Here is a 14,849-nt window from a genome sequence, read left to right on the forward strand (position 1 = left end):
GGATCAGAGACCGTTCACGTAACGCCGGCCGGCTACCCACGCACCCCCGGCGGCCGCACGGAGTGGCGTACGACGACATGGGTGCCCAGCACCAGATGCTCCGCGTCGGCGCTCCCGCCGCGGCCCGCGCCGCCCCGGCGCCGGTCGGCCACCGCGCGCAGCGCCACCCGGCCCATCTCCTCGTACGGCACGTGCACGGTGGTCAGCTGGGGCGTCAGCTGGGAGGCGAGCGGGATGTCGTCGTAGCCCACGACCGAGACGTCCTCCGGCACCCGCAGCCCCGCGGCGCGCAGGGCCTGCATGGCACCCGCGGCCACCACGTCGGTCCCGGCGAGCACCGCGGTGAAGTCCGGAGTCTCGTGCAGGGCCGCCCCGACGGCGTCGTAGCCGTGCGCGTAGTCGTACGGGCCGTGACGGACCAGACCCGGGTCGAACAGCACGCCGTACGCCTCGAAGGCCCGCTGCGCGCCCCTCAACCTGCCCTGCGCCACGGAGAGTTCCGCGTGCCCCGGCAGCACCAGGACACGTCGGTGGCCGGCCGACAGCAGATGGCTCGCCATGGCGTAGGCGCCGCCCTCGTTGTCATAGTCGACCGTCGTGGCCGGGACGTCGCCCTCCAGGGGCGGCCGGCCCACGAGCACGAGATGGGACCCGGCCGCGTCCAGGGAGCGGGCGAACCGGGCCATGCGCGGCTGGTACTCGTCGTGGTCGTACGCGCCGCCCAGCAGCACCACCGCCGCCACGCCCTGCTGCCGCATGAGGTTGACCAGCGCCAGCTCCCGCTCGGGCTCGTCGCCGGTCGTGCCGACCAGCGACAGCCAGCCGCGCAGCGCGGCCGCGCCCTCGACACCCTTGGCCACATGGGCGAACGCGGCGCCGGTGATGTCGTTGACGAGGATCGCGACCGTCGGCGTGCCGCCACCGGCCAGGGAGCGGGCGTGGGCGTTGGTCACGTAGTCCAGGTCCCCGACGGCCTTCATCACCCGCCGACGCAGCTCGTCCGACACCGGGTAGGTGCCCGACAGCGCCCGCGAGACGCTCGCCACGGACACACCGGCGCGCTCCGCGACGTCGCGGATGGTCGCCCGGCCGGCGCCACTGGTCGCCTTGCGCTGACTCACCGTTGCCGCTCCTTCGACGACGTGACGCGATCGCACCGGTCCGGACCCGCCCCCGCCGGTGCGCAGACCGTAGCCCATCGTCACTCGGCGCCGGCGGCCCTGTGGACAACGGTCCCGGCGCGCACCTCAGGCGACCCGGTCCAGATCCGCGCGCCGCACCTCGTGCCGCGGCGGCACACCCCCGGCCAGCCGCTCCAACTCCTCCACGACGACCGCACCCAGCCGCTCCAGCTCGTTGCCGAGCGAGCCCGCGATGTGCGGGGTGAGGAAGACGTTGGGCAGCTCGTACAGCGGGGAGCCGGCGGGCAGCGGCTCGGGCTCGGTGACGTCGAGAACCGCGCGCAGGCGACCCGAGACCAGCTCCTCCGTCAGCGCGTCCTGGTCGACCAGCGCACCGCGCGCCGTGTTGATCAGCACGCCCCCGTCCGGGATGAGCGCGAGCCGGGCCCGGTCGAGCATGTGCCGGGTCTCGGGGATGTCGGGGGCGTGCAGGCTGACGATGTCGCTGCGCCGCAGCAACTCCTCCAGCGGCAGCGGCCGTGCGCCCATGGCGGCGGCCTCGGCGGGGCTCACATAGGGGTCGTGCAACAGGACCGTGAGGTCGAACGGCCGCAGCAGCTCCATGAGCCGGCGGCCCACACGCGAAGCCCCGATGACCCCGACGCGGCGGCCGAGGTTGCCGGTGGCCGCGGTCTCGGCGGGGGTCGGCAGGGTGTGGGTGCGGCGGTAGCGCTCACGGTGCTCGAAGGCATCCTTGCCGAGGAGCAGGATCATCGCGAGCGTGTACTCCGCCACCGGCAGGGCGTTGCCGGCGGCCGCGCTGGACACGATGACGCCCTGTTTCCACAGGGCCTCGCCGACCAGGGAGCGGACCGAGCCCGCGGCGTGCAGGACGGCACGCAGCCTCGGGACGGCGGCGAGGACACCGGCGTCCAGGTGCGGGCAGCCCCAGCCGGTGATCAGGAACTCGGCCGCGGCCAGGGCGTCGGCCACCGCCGGCTCCCCGAAGTCCCGTACGACGAGTCCCGGGTCGAGGTCGGCCGTCCGCCTCAGCCGGGCCATGAGCGGCGGTGGGAAGAGCAACGGGAGATGCACCGGATCCATCGCGAACACGGCCCGTGGCGGCTGGGGGCGGGGCATGGCTCTCCTGACGAAACGGCGGTAGCAACGTTTTCAGAAAGCGCCTTCTACCGTAGGTCGCCGGGAAGGGGCGGTCAATCGTTAGGGGTGGGACCGGATCCGGTGGGGCGGAGAGTGCTTCCTGCTCCGGCTGGGCGGCCGGGATCGTCCGCTGACAGGTGCCGTAATCGGTTACCGAAATTTTCCGGCGGAAGCCCAGCCTTCCGGGCACCAGTTCGGCTTTGACCTCCCGTCTACGCCAGGTGGCCGACCCGGCACCCATCGTGCCGCCGTAACCCGAACGGCCCTCCCGCGTGCCCGTGCGCCGGAATACCGGGCGGGCTTGTGGTGCTCTGTTGTTGCACAGTGCACGAGTCGGCGCCTGCACGAGTGCGCGGCGAAGGGCTGGTGGCGATGACGGCAGACCAGGCGAACCCCGCGGCCGGAACAGACCGGGTGAGCCCCGTGGTCCGGACGCCGTACGGGGCCGTACGCGGCCGGTACGAGCAGGGCGTCGCGGTGTTCCGGGGCATCCCGTACGCCGCCCCGCCCTTCGGGCCCCGCCGGTTCCGCCCGCCCGAGCCGCCCGAGCCCTGGGACGGCGTGCGCGACGCCGGGACCTTCGGGCCGACCGCGCCGAAACCGCCGTACTCCGATGCCTTCGCGCAGTACCTCTCCGACCCGGAGATCCCCGGCGACGACTGCCTCAACCTCAACGTATGGACCCCGGACCCCAGCCACGGAGCCCGCCTCCCGGTCCTCGTCTGGCTCCATGGCGGCGCCCTGACCAGAGGATCCTCGGCCGTACCCGTGTACGACGGCGCCACCTTCGCCCGGGACGGCGTCGTCTGCGTCTCCGTCAACTACCGGCTCGGCATCGAGGGCTACGGACTCTTTCCGGACGCACCCCCCAACCGCGGCCTGCGCGACCAGCTCACCGCCCTGCGCTGGGTGCACGACGCCATCGCGGCCTTCGGTGGCGACCCGGACCAGATCACCCTGTGCGGCCAGTCGGCCGGCGCCATCAGCGCCGGCGTCCTGCTCGCCGCCCCCCACACCCGCGGCCTGATCCGCCGGGCGGTACTGCAGAGCGGCCCACCCGAGATCTCCGAACGCGACAAGGTTCGGCGCATGGTGCGCCGCATGGCCACCCGGCTGAAGATCCCCGCCACCGCGGCGGCCTTCGCCGCCGTCGACCGCGACCTGCTGCTGCGCACCCAGGCCGAAGTCGGCCGGCTCAGCAGTCCCGTCCTGGGCGGACCCCAGTTCGGCGTCGTCGTGGACGGCGACCTCGTGCCCCGCGAGCCACTCAAGGCCCTGATCGACGGTGACGCCGCCCCAGGCGTCGAACTGCTCATGGGCTGGACCCGCGACGAGTACCGGCTCTGGCTCGTACCCGGCGGGTTGCTCGAACACGTCGACCGGCTCGGTCCCGTCGCCCTCGCCGGTGCCATGGCCCGCTGCCACGCCGGCCACGAGATAGCGCGCGGCTACCGCAGCCTGCACCCCGGCGCGGGCACCGCCGAGATCGTCGGCCAGATGGTCACCGACCACCTGCTGCGCGTCCCACTGCACCGCCTCGCCGACGCCCGCGCCGGCACCTCCTACCTCTACGAGTTCGCATGGCCCTCCCGGCTTCCCGGACTCGGCGCCTGTCACGCCCTGGAGCTGGGATTCGTCTTCGACAGCGGTGACATACCCGAGTCGAAGAAACTGGCCGGCGAAGGCGCCCCACACGAACTGTGCGACGCGATGCACGGCGCCTGGGTCCGCTTCGCGACAACCGGGAACCCCGGCTGGCAGGCCTGGGACGCCTCCCACCCGGTGCGGATCTTCGGCGACGGCGAACCGCATACCGCATACGGTCCACGAGATGCGGAATACACCCTCTGGAAGACCTCCTCCACAGCCCCGATGCCCGACCCTGCCACCGACATGAAAGCCCCCGGAGCCGAACTGGCGGCAGCGGTACGGCGGTTACGACGCTCGGTCGGAGGCAGACGCCGCTGACGGTCGCCAGTCGACGGTCGGCAGTCGGCAGTCGGCAGTCGGCAGTCGCCAGTCGCCGGTCGGCAGTCGCCAGTCGCCGGTCGGCAGTCGCCGGTCGGCAGTCGCCGGTCGGCAGTCGCCGGTCGGCAGTCGCCGGTCGGCAGTCGGCAGTCGCCAGTCGGGGGTCGAGTCGGCGGTGGTGCGCGACATCCCGGATCGTGCTCCGCCCAGCGTTCTCACTGTTCCTGGTCATCGGCCTCGCCCCTCCCGCCCCCGGAACCTGTGGAACCACGACGGCAACCGGTTCCCACGCCGGGAGACCAGCGCCCCGGAACCTGCGGCCCAGTGCCGGACGAGCGGCTCAGGTCCTGCCCAGCGCCCGCGCGATCGAAGCGATCCCCTCCGGCCCCACCCGGCAGCACCCCCCGATGAGCCGTGCGCCCGCGTCGCGCCATGCCCCGACCTGCCCGGCGCCGAACCGCGCACGCCCCGTCCAGGCGCGCGCCTCGGTGTCCCAGGTCTCCCCGCTGTTCGGATAGACCACGACCGGCTTGCCGGTGACCCGCGTGGCGATCTCCACCGCGGGTTCCACGTCGTCCGGCGAGCAGCAGTTCACTCCGACCGCGATCACCTCGTCCACGTCGGCGGCGAGGCCGAACGCCTCCTCCAGGGGCTGCCCGGCACGCGTGTGCCGACCGTCGACGGTGTACGACAGCCAGGCCGGCACCCCGAGCCCGCGCACCGCTCCCATCAGTGCGGCACCCTCGTCGGCGTCCGGCACGGTCTCCAGCGCGAGCACGTCCGGTGCGGCGGCGGCCAGCACCTCCATGCGCGGCCGGTGGAACCGCTCCAGCTCGGCGACGCTCAGCCCATACCGGCCCCGGTACTCGGACCCGTCCGCGAGCATCGCGCCGTACGGGCCGACCGAGGCCGCGACCCACAGCGGCCGTTCGACGCCCTCGTCCCTGGCCTGGCGGACGGCGTCCCGCGCGAGGTGCACGCTCAGCGTGAGCAGGCGCGCGGCGTCGTCATGGCCGATACCGCGCCGTGCGAACCCCTCGAAGGTGGCCTGGTAGCCGGCGGTGATGGCCACGTCGGCGCCCGCGCGGAAGTATGCGAGATGGGCTTCCGTAACCGCTTCCGGCCGTTCGGCGAGCAGTCGGGCCGACCACAGCTCGTCGCTCAGGTCATGCCCGGCGGACTCCAGCTGGTTGGACATACCGCCGTCGAGCACGACCGTCCCGGCGGCGAGCGCGTCGGCGAGGCTGGGGGAGGTGTTGCTGATCATGTCATGACGCTAAGTACTCGTTCCGCGATGCACCAGAGGTTGAGGGCCGCTGGGGACGGAGCAATCCAACGCCCCCGCCTGCCGAAGGTGCCCCGTGTCGTTGAGCAGCCGCACCGACGCCTGCCCGTCCGCATCAGCGTCGTCGGCATGCCCCGATCGGCCGACCGGCCAGAGCCGTCCGGGGCGTCCGGGGGCGTCCGAGGCGCCCGGAAGGGTTTCCTCAACCGCCGGCTCCCGGTCACGCCCCGGGAGCCAGGCGTCCATCGCCTCCTTCACTGGGCGGCTAGTTCGCCGACGGTGCCAAGTGGTCCCGTACGGCGTTGGGTCAGTGACGTCAGTAGGCGATGCGGTCGGCCTTGGCCAGCCACGCGTCGAACGGCGCCGTGCGGTTCGGCAGGTCCAGGTGCTCGACCGACATCGGCCACATCGACTGGGGCCTCTTCTCGAACAGGTCGTAGAAGGTGCGGTCGTCGAAGCCGGCCACGGCGGCGTCGTGCCGGTCGGCGGAGTAGACGAGCCGGTCGACACGCGCCCACAGAGCGGCGGCCAGACACATCGGGCACGGCTCACAGGACGTGATCAGCACACAGCCCTCCAGCGAGAAGGTGTTCAGCTTCTTGCAGGCGGCGCGCATCGCGCTCACCTCGGCGTGCGCCACCGGGTCCAGGGTCGAGGTGACCTGGTTGTGCCCGGTCGCGACGACCTCGCCGTCCTTGGCGACCAACGCGCCGAACGGACCGCCCCCGTTCGCCACGCTGGCGGTGGCCAAAGTGATCGCCTTGTGCATCCAGGCGCGCTCGAACTCCTGGATGCCGGTTTCCTGAGTGTGCGTGATCACGGTGACTCCTTCGTTGACAGGGTGGAAAGGGTGGAGAGGGTGGATGCGGGCCGGCCCAGGCGGGCGGCATTCGCGGCTGGACGCCGCACAGCTGCTCCGGCGTGACCGGGGCGTGGGCGAGATGCGGGGGAGATGCGGGTGAGGTGCAGCCCCGCAGATTCAAGGCACTACCGCACCGCGCGCGTCATGCCCGAGGAGGTAGTGCTGTTCGACGACCTCTCGGGCTGCGGGTGCCTGACACAGCCCCTGGCCGGAGAGTCCCGCCGCGGAGAGTAAGGGTCGAGGACCGGGTAGGTGGTGCCGAGTTGGCGGGACAGCCGCTGGAGCCACGCCTGCCGGGATTCGTCCGGGCCGGGGCGGCCCATCCCGATGAGGACGCGGTCCTTCCAGGCGTGGATCCGCAGGCGAGAGGAGGCGATCCCGACATGCCGGCCGGACAACGTTTCGGTCAAGGCTTTCCCCCTAGCTCGGCAAGATGTCAGGATGGTCGAGCGGGGGCAGGAAGCCCACGGCACTCATCTGTCGCTTCGTCACAACTCGCCGTGCTCTGTTGCAACTTCTGTGAGGAGTACACAACCCACCGAGCGAAGTCAGCCAGGAGCGGAAAACATGAAAGCCCCCGCAGGCCGAGACCGGTTCTTCGTAGATTCCTACATGAACCAGTCGGGTCGGGGGTATGAGGAAACTCCAGACTTCAGCGGTGCGACGTGATCAGGCGGGCGGCAGGGAGCCGACTGGCCCGAGGCAATGACCACCTGACTCCGTCGACCAAGGCCAGGTCTGCACCCAGCTCGCCCACGACCCCCGCAACGGTGTCACGGCCGGCGTTTGCCGGCTCCGGGCCGGGAACCGCTCGGCCGTCCTGAAGGTGCTGACGCGGTCGAAGCCGACGGACGGGGACCGGGCGGCGTCGGAGGTCCGCGTCACTGGGCCTGATGAAGCCGCGAGGCCGAGGCGTAGGGGTCCGGGCCCGCTGTGGTGTGGCGAGCGTCCGGCCTGCGCGGACCCCGACTGCCGGCCCCGACTCGGGCGCCCAAGGACCTCGGTAACGGTTACTACGGCCTGCTCGGCCGGGGCAGCGACAAGACCAGGGCGGCGAGCCGGTGCTCGTCACCCCGATCGTCCGCCGCTGGTTCAACGCCGACGGCACCCTGGACAACGGGCACCGCCCTGGGTTCGGCGCGCCAACCCTCGGTCGGGAGACACCAGAGCACGCACTGACACCGCGACGCCCGCCGTGCGGGCGGACGACAGGATTCTGACGACAGGGCCTGCCCCGCCAGGAAGGAATGCCACCGCCGTGATCGAACTGCCCGCCGACGACCGCGCGTCCAGCCCGTACACCGGATACACCCGCGCCCACTGGGAGGCCGCCGCCGACGCCCTGCTGGCCGCCGTCGAGCCCTACGCCACACCCGACCGCGCCCTCTACCACCTCCCCGGCGGCCATGTCAGCCACGCGGGCCACCTCTCCGACGGCCTGGAGGGATACGCCCGTACGCTGCTGCTGGCCGCCTTCCGCCGCGACGAGACCGTGCTCGGCCGCTACGCCGACGGACTCGCGGCTGGTCCCCGTGGGGTCTGGCCACGCATCGAGGACCGCAGCCAGCCGCTCGTCGAGGCCGCGTCCGTCGCCCTCGCCCTGCGGCTGACCCGGCCGCTGCTGTGGGACCGCCTGGACGACGCCGTGCGGCAGCGCACCGCCGACTGGCTGGCGGACGCGCTCACCGCCGAACCCTGGCCGTGCAACTGGGAGCTGTTCCCGGTCACCGTCGGCGGCTTCCTGCAGGAGATCGACCACCGGCCGGAGGCGGCCCGCAAGGCGGTCGACCGGGGTCTGGAGCGGATCGAGGGCTGGTACCTCGGGGACGGCTGGTACACAGACGGCGACGGCCGGAAGTTCGACTACTACAACGGCTGGGCCATGCATCTGTATACAGTCTTCCACGCATGGTTGGCGGACGACAGTGAACTGTTTTCTGTATACGGTCGACGGTTGTCGCGCCACCTCGCCGACTACGCCCGCCTCTTCGGCGGCGACGGCGCCCCCCTGCACCAGGGCCGCTCCCTCACCTACCGCTTCGCGACGACGGCCCCGCTCTGGCTCGGCGCCCTGACCGGCCAGACCCCCCTGGCACCCGGCGAGACACGGCGTCTGGCCTCCGGCGCGCTGCGGTACTTCCTCGACGGCGGCGCGGTCGACGAGCGGGGTCTGCTCCCGCTCGGCTGGCTCGGCCCCGACACCTCGCTCGTGCAGAGCTACTCGGGTCCGGCCTCCCCCTACTGGGCCAGCAAAGGCTTTCTCGGACTGCTCCTGCCCCCCGAGCACGAGGTGTGGACGGCACCGGAGGAACCCGCCCCGGTGGACCGCAGGGACGAGGTGCACCCCCTCCCCGTCCCCAACTGGCTGCTGCAGTCCACCCGTTCGGACGGGCTGGTCCGGCTGCACAACCACGGCAGCGAGGACGTCCGCTACGACCCCTACTACACCCGGCTCGCCTACTCGACCGCGACGGTGCCCGCGGCGTCGTACGACAACAGTGTGATCGTCGGCGGTGAACCGAGCCGCACCCGGATCGAGCCGCTGGGCACCGGCGAGGGGTGGATCGCCTCCCGGCACACCGTGCGCGACGGGATCACCGTCACCAGCCTCGTGGTCGCCGAGGGAGCGGTGGAGGTGCGCGCCCATCTCGTGGCCGGGGCCGAGCCCGGCACACCCGTACGGGTCACCGGGTGGTCGGCGCCGGACGGACTCAGGGCCGACCTGCTGCCCGTGTCCGGCCTGTCCGCGGGGCCGGAGGGGCTGACAGGGGGGACCGGCACGGGCGGGGCCACGCTGTTCGTGGCACTCGCCCGGCTCACCGGCGAGCCGGACCCCCGGCCCCTCACGGACCTGGTGTCCGTGAGGGTGACGGAGAAGCACGGGGCGGATCACGAAGTGCGTGTCCGCTGGGCGTCCGGCGCGCGGAGTGTCTTTGTCCTCACCGCTTCCGGCGGGCGGGTCTCCCGGCTTCAGACGGGCGATCCAGAGGCTCGTCGTGGTCGGTGACGCCCCGTTGAGAGTGGTGGCGCAGGCCGGGTCGAACGGGCGCGCCCTGTGGCCGCGAGGCCACCGGCCAGCGGCGGGACAAGGACAGAACATCAGGCCGGCATCAGGGGGTTGCGAACTTGGCAACGTACTCGTCGAAGGGCTCGATGCCGACTTCCGCACGCCGTTCGTCCATACGCTCGGGATCCTCGCAGGGCCACGGAACGGGCGCTCCGTCCTTCACGCCGGCGATCTGCGTGCCGTAGATCTGCCGGCAACCCTCGTTGACAAGCGTGCGGTCGCGGAGGAAGGCCAGGTCGCGCGGGCTGGCCGAGCCCGCTGACACCGCCTGCTGCATCAGCTTCAAGGCGCGGCGCTGGACATGGAGCTGCCGGTCGGCGTGCTGGGCGATCAGCCACGCCGCGCGAGCGGCCTCCTCGCCGACGAGTTCGGCCGTCGGCCAGCCGTACTCGTCCATGATCGCGCCGAGCCGGTCACCGTGCCGTGCGGTCAGCCGGCGCCATGCCAGCTGCTCGACCGGGTCGTCGCTGTAGCCGCGCACGGCGGCCTGGTGATCGTCCGCAGCCATCGCCTTGAGTTCCTCCGCCAGCGCGGCAACGTCGTACGCCACTTTCAACTCCTGTATCCCATCGCAGCGTTGTGTTCGTCATCCGCAACCTTAGGAGGCCATACAGGGCATAAAGATCATTCCGGAGAAGGGTGACAGGCATCTGCGGGAACAGTGATAATGGATCTACGCCCGGAACCACAGCCGGATCGCTGTGACGGTCACAGGGCCCTGCAAGACAGGGGCCGGCGGCCGCACGGCCACTACGCCCCTGTGACTACGCCCCTGTGACCTGGGCCCCGGCCCCGGACAGCGTGTCCACGAGACGGCGCGCGAACTCCTCCGGGTGCTCCAGCACGCCGAGGTGGCCGCCGGGGAACTCGGTGAAACCGGCGCCGGCCGACTCGGCCGCCATCCTGGCCGTGCGGTGCAGCAGCCAGCCACGGGAGTCGCGGCCCGCGGCCAGGGTGAGACGCACAGAGACGGACCGCAGGGCGGCCGTGTCCGGTACGTACGCGCTGAACGGGAGCAGGACCCGGGTGAGGAAGACGCCCATGGGGGTGGTCAACTCCTCGCCGGGCGAAGGTGGTTGGGCCTCGGGGTCCGCCGGGGTGGGCGCGGGTGTGCCGTCGAGCACGGCGGCCAGCCGGGCCCCGGCCGCCCGCAAGCCGGCAGCCCGGAACGTGTCGGCCACCTCCGTGAACCCCGCCCGCTGCCGGGGTGCGTCCGCGAGGACCTGCACGACCGGCGGTTCGTGCGCGACGACGTGCGCGAGCCGCTCGGGGTGCCGGGCAAGCAGGTCCAGGGCGGCGATACCGCCAGAGCTGGTTCCGAGGACGTACGCGGATGCGCCCGCGGGAAGCACCGCCTCCAGCACCCGGTGCGCACCCTCGCTCCAGTCCGTCACCCGCTGCTCGGCCACCGGCCGGCCCAGCCGCCCATGGGCGAGGCCGAGCGGGTCGCATGTCACCACGGTGAAGCGTGCGCTCAGCCGCTCGGTCAGCGGCCCGAACCCCATCGGATGCCCGGCCCCGCCCGGCAGGACGAGCAGCACGGGACCGCTGCCCGTCACGTCGTAGTGAAGTTCTCGGGAGTGGAGTTCTCTGGTCATGAACGGCGTTCTCCTGTCCGGTTCTCGCGCGGCCAGTGCTCCAGTGCCAGGTGCAGGGCCTCCACCGCCTTGTCCCAGGAGGCCTGTACGTCCCGGTCGGCGCCGAAGCCGCCGGCGGACTCCAGGGCGCAGTAACCGTGGAAGGTGCTGCGCAGCAGGCGTACGGCGTCGGTGAGGTCGGGCTCGTCCAGCCCGTAGGCGCGCAGCATGCCGTAGGTGATCTCGGCGGTGCGGCGCATCGCGGGGGAGTCGGCGACCAGGGACTGGTCGATGCGGATCTGGGTGGCCGCGTACCGGCCGGGGTGCTCCAGGGCGTAGGCCCGGTAGGCGCCGGCGAAGGCGGCCAGCGCCTCCTTGCCCGCGCGGCCGGCCACGGCCGGTGCGATCCGGTCGATCAGCTCGCCGCCGGCGTACAGCGCGAGCCGGGTGCGCAGGTCTTCCAGGCCGCGCACATGCGAGTACAGGCTCGCGTCCTTCACGCCGAAGCGGCGGGCCAGCGCGGACAGGGTGACGTTCGCGAAGCCCGCCTCGTCGGCGAGTTCGGCGGCTTCCGCGACGACACGGTCGACGGTGAGGCCGGCTCGGGCCATCGGACACCTCCTCCTTGACTACCTAGGTTTAATCCTAGGGGATCTAGGTTCGAGGTGTCACTCAGGTCGGGTGGGCGGCGGCACGGCCCGTGGCGCGCGGGACTCAGCCGATCGGCGTGTACAGCACTCCGAGTTTGTCGATCTCGTCGCCGGCGCGGCCGGTGAAACCGGCGATCTGCCAGCCGGACGGGGCGGTGAAGGTGGTCGTGTCCGTGCCCGCCGTACCGGCGGACAGCACCCGGCCCCTGTCCGTCGTGAACGCCGCCGAGAAGATCCGGGTGCGGCCGTCCTTCCGGCCCTCGGTCAGCTTCACCGAGGTGAGGTGTTCACCGGCGGCCAGGGTGAGCGAGGCGGCCGTACCGCCCGTGCCGCCGTGGTCGAGGACCGTGCCGTCGTCGTGGGTGAGGGACACCGCGTCCAGGCGGGCGGCGCCGCGCAGGGTCAGGGTGCGCGGGGAGGGGGCGGCGGGGAGGTCGTCGGCGTCGTTGAACGCCGTGCCGTGCGGGCCGCCGAAGAAGTCACTCGCGCGCAGCCCCGGGTTGAGCGTGTAGGAGAAGCCGACGGTGTGCGGGAAGTGGTCGGAGAGGTTGCCGCCGCTCGCGTCCAGGAACCTCGCCCACTCGTCGTGGTAGCGGGTCGCCGTGAGCGAGACCAGGTCGCTGCCGCGGTACAGGACCTTGTCGACCACCTCGCAGTCGTCCGGCGGCGCGGAGGCGGGGCACAGCAGCGGGTCGGCGCCCTGTGCCGGTGTCGTGCCGCCCCTGACGAGCCGCACCCACGCGTCGGTCAGGGAGTTGTCGTCGGCGAGCGTGCGGATGTTGTCGCCACTGCGGGTGTAGCGGGTGTTGGTGTCCCCCATGACGATCACCGCGTTGCCGGCCGAGTTGGCCCGGACGAACTGCGACAGCTGCGTGATGTTGGCGCGGCGGGCGGCGAGGGCGTCGTCGGTGTCGTCGGCGTTCGGGTGGAGGTTGTACAGGTCGACGTACACCCCCTCGGCGAGCCGCACCCGGGCCAGCGTGAAGCCTTTCGGCGTCAGACAGTTGGTGCCGGTGCAGTCGTTCCACCTCACCCGCTCGAAGTCCTCGAAGGGGTAGCGGGACAAGGTGTTGAGGCCGTCGCCGATGCCCGCGCCACCGCTGGTCGCCGTCCGGTGGGGGTGGGTGTCGCCCGCGTACAGCGCCGCGTGGTAGTTGAAGTCCTCCTGGACGTTGACGATGTCGTAGTCCGCCAGCCTCGGGGAGATCAGCGGGGTGTTGGCGGCCGGATGGCTGGAGCTGAGCCCTTCCGGCAGACCGGCCACGTTGTACGTCAGCACACTGAACGTGCCCGAGCCGGCGGCCTGCGCCGCACCGGTGGAGAGGGTGAGGCCGGTCAGCGCCAGCGCGCCGGCCGCGAGGGCGGCGAGAAGTCGTCTCATGGGTCGCATGCGGCCCATGCTCGACTCAACTCGCCTGTTTCTGAAGGGCGGTTGAGAAAACCGTTCAACATCAATGCGTGGCAGGATTTCGCCGTCTTCTGGGGTGCGCAGACGCTCTCCGTCCTCGGTGACTCCTTCCGGGGCATCGGCCACGCGGCGCTCGACGTGCTGTGCGCCGAACCGCGCACCGGACCCGACCGGATCGCCGCCATCGGCTACGGCACCGGGGGCGCGATCGCGCTGGAACTCGGGCGCGACGGCGTCGACCCGCGCGTGATCGGGACAGCCAACGCACTGACCACGGGCCGACCGGGCGAGGCGGGGCGCATTCGCTGCCCGGTGTGGGCCGGGCGGGCTCGGAAGACCCGATCACGCCGCCCCCGCAACGGGACGCGTTGGCCGCCGGGATACAGGGCGCGGGCGTCGACTGGCGCCTCGTGGTCTACGGCGGAGCCCTGCACGCCTTCCACCATCCGCCGGTCGGCCACACCGTGCTCCCCGGCGTCGGCTAGCACCCACGGCATGCGCAGCGGGCCTGGCGCGACGTCGACGGCCTGCTCGCCGAGTGCCTGCCCGTGACGGAGTGATCTGGTCGGCAACCGCGGTCAGGGGCCGAAGGCGGGCGGTGTGGTGCAGGAGCCGGTCCAGGATGAAACGCCGGGGAGCCGGGTCTGCCGGCCTCGTGCCCCCTCGCGCTCCCGCACCACTTCAAGCCCCTCGTGTCAGGGGCTCAAGAGACTCCGGCGACCGACCGGGGCGACACTATCTGGTCGATGAGACCGTACTCCTTGGCCTCGGAAGAGGTGAAGATCTTGTCCCTCTCCACATCCTTGGAGATCTGCTCCAGCGATTGCCCCGTGTGTTCCGCCAGGACCCGCTCCATGAGGAGACGCAGCCGTTCGACCTCCGTGGCCTGGATCTCAAGGTCGGATATCTGGCCCTGACTTCCCTCGTGGTACGGCTGGTGAATGAGTATCCGGGCGTTTGGCAGCGCCATCCGCTTCCCTGGCGTACCCGCGGTGAGAATCAACGCGGCGGCGGAGTTGGCCTGACCCAGGCAGACGGTCTGGATGTCAGGTTTGACGAACTGCATGGTGTCATAGATAGCCGTGAAAGCCGTGAAAGAGCCGCCAGGCGAATTGATGTAGAGCGAGATATCCCGGTCCGGGTCCATGGCTTCCAGGCAGAGCAGCTGCGCCATGATGTCGTTGGCCGACGTGTCGTCGACCTGGTGCCCGAGGAAGACGACCCGTTCACTGAAGAGCTTGCCGTAAGGATCCAGTTCCCTGGTTCCCTGCGCGGTGCGCTCCACGAAGCTAGGAACCACATAGCGACCTGTCATGGGCACGCCCCGGCCCTGAGACGAGTATTCAACTGGCTTCACTGAGCGCGATACCTCCGTGTGAAGGGGGGTGTGGTCCCACCACGCGGTCATGCAGCAGACCCGCTCCGGAAGCCACCGCTGCCCGGCGCCCCCGCGGCATGGGTCATGATGTCGTCGATGAGGCCGTACTCCTTGGCCTCGGCGGGCGTGAACCAGTGGTCCCTGTCCGAGTCCTTGGTGATCTGCTCGAACGTCTGGCCCGAGTGATGGGCGATCAGCTCGGCCATCTCCCGCTTCGTCTCCAGCAGCTGCTTGGCGTGGATCTTGATGTCCGTGACGGAGCCCGCGAGCCCGGCCGACGGCTGGTGCATGAGGATCCTGGTGTGCGGCAGCGCGAACCGCTTCCCGGGGGTGCCGGCCGTGAGCAGGAACTGGCCCATGGACGCGCAGAAC

General features: G+C 71.6%; 13 protein-coding genes and 1 pseudogene. 3 read left to right on the top strand and 11 right to left on the bottom strand.

All coding sequences use genetic code 11. The annotated features are described in order from the left end of the window. Window positions 1-32 precede the first annotated feature (32 nt). The gene (locus tag ABT171_RS36185; RefSeq protein ID WP_351250653.1) at window positions 33-1,121 is read right to left on the bottom strand and encodes a LacI family DNA-binding transcriptional regulator; all 1,089 of its coding nucleotides are present in this window, start codon (window positions 1,119-1,121) and stop codon (window positions 33-35) included. Window positions 1,122-1,247: 126 nt separating this feature from the next. Continuing rightward, the gene (locus tag ABT171_RS36190; protein WP_351250654.1) at window positions 1,248-2,261 is read right to left on the bottom strand and encodes a hydroxyacid dehydrogenase; all 1,014 of its coding nucleotides are present in this window, start codon (window positions 2,259-2,261) and stop codon (window positions 1,248-1,250) included. A gap of 393 nt (window positions 2,262-2,654) precedes the next feature. Between ABT171_RS36190 and ABT171_RS36195 the strand changes: the two genes are divergently transcribed. Then, window positions 2,655-4,250 (top strand): carboxylesterase/lipase family protein, encoded by a 1,596-nt coding sequence (locus ABT171_RS36195; RefSeq protein ID WP_351250655.1) that lies wholly within the window; start codon window positions 2,655-2,657, stop codon window positions 4,248-4,250. 340 nt (window positions 4,251-4,590) lie between these two features. Here ABT171_RS36195 and mmuM read toward each other — a convergent pair whose 3' ends face one another. The 3 genes from mmuM to ABT171_RS36210 all read right to left on the bottom strand — a co-directional run bounded on the left by mmuM (window position 4,591) and on the right by ABT171_RS36210 (window position 6,807). Then, the gene (mmuM, locus tag ABT171_RS36200; RefSeq protein WP_351250656.1) at window positions 4,591-5,517 is read right to left on the bottom strand and encodes a homocysteine S-methyltransferase; all 927 of its coding nucleotides are present in this window, start codon (window positions 5,515-5,517) and stop codon (window positions 4,591-4,593) included. A 334-nt stretch (window positions 5,518-5,851) separates the two neighbouring features. Next, window positions 5,852-6,355 (bottom strand): nucleoside deaminase, encoded by a 504-nt coding sequence (locus ABT171_RS36205; RefSeq protein ID WP_351250657.1) that lies wholly within the window; start codon window positions 6,353-6,355, stop codon window positions 5,852-5,854. A gap of 167 nt (window positions 6,356-6,522) precedes the next feature. Further along, the gene (locus tag ABT171_RS36210) at window positions 6,523-6,807 is read right to left on the bottom strand and encodes a hypothetical protein (RefSeq protein ID WP_351250658.1); all 285 of its coding nucleotides are present in this window, start codon (window positions 6,805-6,807) and stop codon (window positions 6,523-6,525) included. Between the two features lie 851 nt (window positions 6,808-7,658). Between ABT171_RS36210 and ABT171_RS36215 the strand changes: the two genes are divergently transcribed. Continuing rightward, window positions 7,659-9,404, top strand: coding sequence for a DUF2264 domain-containing protein (locus ABT171_RS36215; RefSeq protein ID WP_351250667.1), 1,746 nt, complete (start codon window positions 7,659-7,661; stop codon window positions 9,402-9,404). 103 nt (window positions 9,405-9,507) lie between these two features. On the opposite strand, the gene ABT171_RS36220 is transcribed toward ABT171_RS36215, so the two are convergent. The 4 genes from ABT171_RS36220 to ABT171_RS36235 form a co-directional block, all read right to left on the bottom strand. Continuing rightward, window positions 9,508-10,014 (bottom strand): DUF6624 domain-containing protein, encoded by a 507-nt coding sequence (locus ABT171_RS36220; RefSeq protein ID WP_351250659.1) that lies wholly within the window; start codon window positions 10,012-10,014, stop codon window positions 9,508-9,510. A gap of 214 nt (window positions 10,015-10,228) precedes the next feature. Then, the gene (locus tag ABT171_RS36225; RefSeq protein WP_351250660.1) at window positions 10,229-11,062 is read right to left on the bottom strand and encodes an alpha/beta fold hydrolase; all 834 of its coding nucleotides are present in this window, start codon (window positions 11,060-11,062) and stop codon (window positions 10,229-10,231) included. Then, complete coding sequence (locus tag ABT171_RS36230; protein ID WP_351250661.1) at window positions 11,059-11,652, bottom strand: TetR/AcrR family transcriptional regulator; 594 nt, start codon at window positions 11,650-11,652, stop codon at window positions 11,059-11,061. The genes ABT171_RS36225 and ABT171_RS36230 overlap by 4 nt, the downstream gene beginning before the upstream one ends. A gap of 103 nt (window positions 11,653-11,755) precedes the next feature. Further along, a complete protein-coding gene (locus ABT171_RS36235; protein WP_351250662.1) occupies window positions 11,756-13,072 on the bottom strand; it encodes a jacalin-like lectin in 1,317 nt (438 codons plus the stop codon). 129 nt (window positions 13,073-13,201) lie between these two features. Between ABT171_RS36235 and ABT171_RS36240 the strand changes: the two are divergent. Then, window positions 13,202-13,659 (top strand): annotated as a pseudogene (locus tag ABT171_RS36240) (dienelactone hydrolase family protein); the annotation flags it as partial. Window positions 13,660-13,802: 143 nt separating this feature from the next. Here the strand turns inward: ABT171_RS36240 and ABT171_RS36245 are convergent. Further along, complete coding sequence (locus ABT171_RS36245; RefSeq protein WP_351250663.1) at window positions 13,803-14,414, bottom strand: ATP-dependent Clp protease proteolytic subunit; 612 nt, start codon at window positions 14,412-14,414, stop codon at window positions 13,803-13,805. Window positions 14,415-14,503: 89 nt separating this feature from the next. Continuing rightward, window positions 14,504-14,849 (bottom strand): ATP-dependent Clp protease proteolytic subunit (locus ABT171_RS36250; protein ID WP_351250664.1); only part of this gene is annotated, 346 nt, incomplete at its 5' end.

It is taken from the genome of Streptomyces sp. NPDC001851, from assembly GCF_040297165.1.
Lineage (GTDB): Bacteria > Actinomycetota > Actinomycetes > Streptomycetales > Streptomycetaceae > Streptomyces.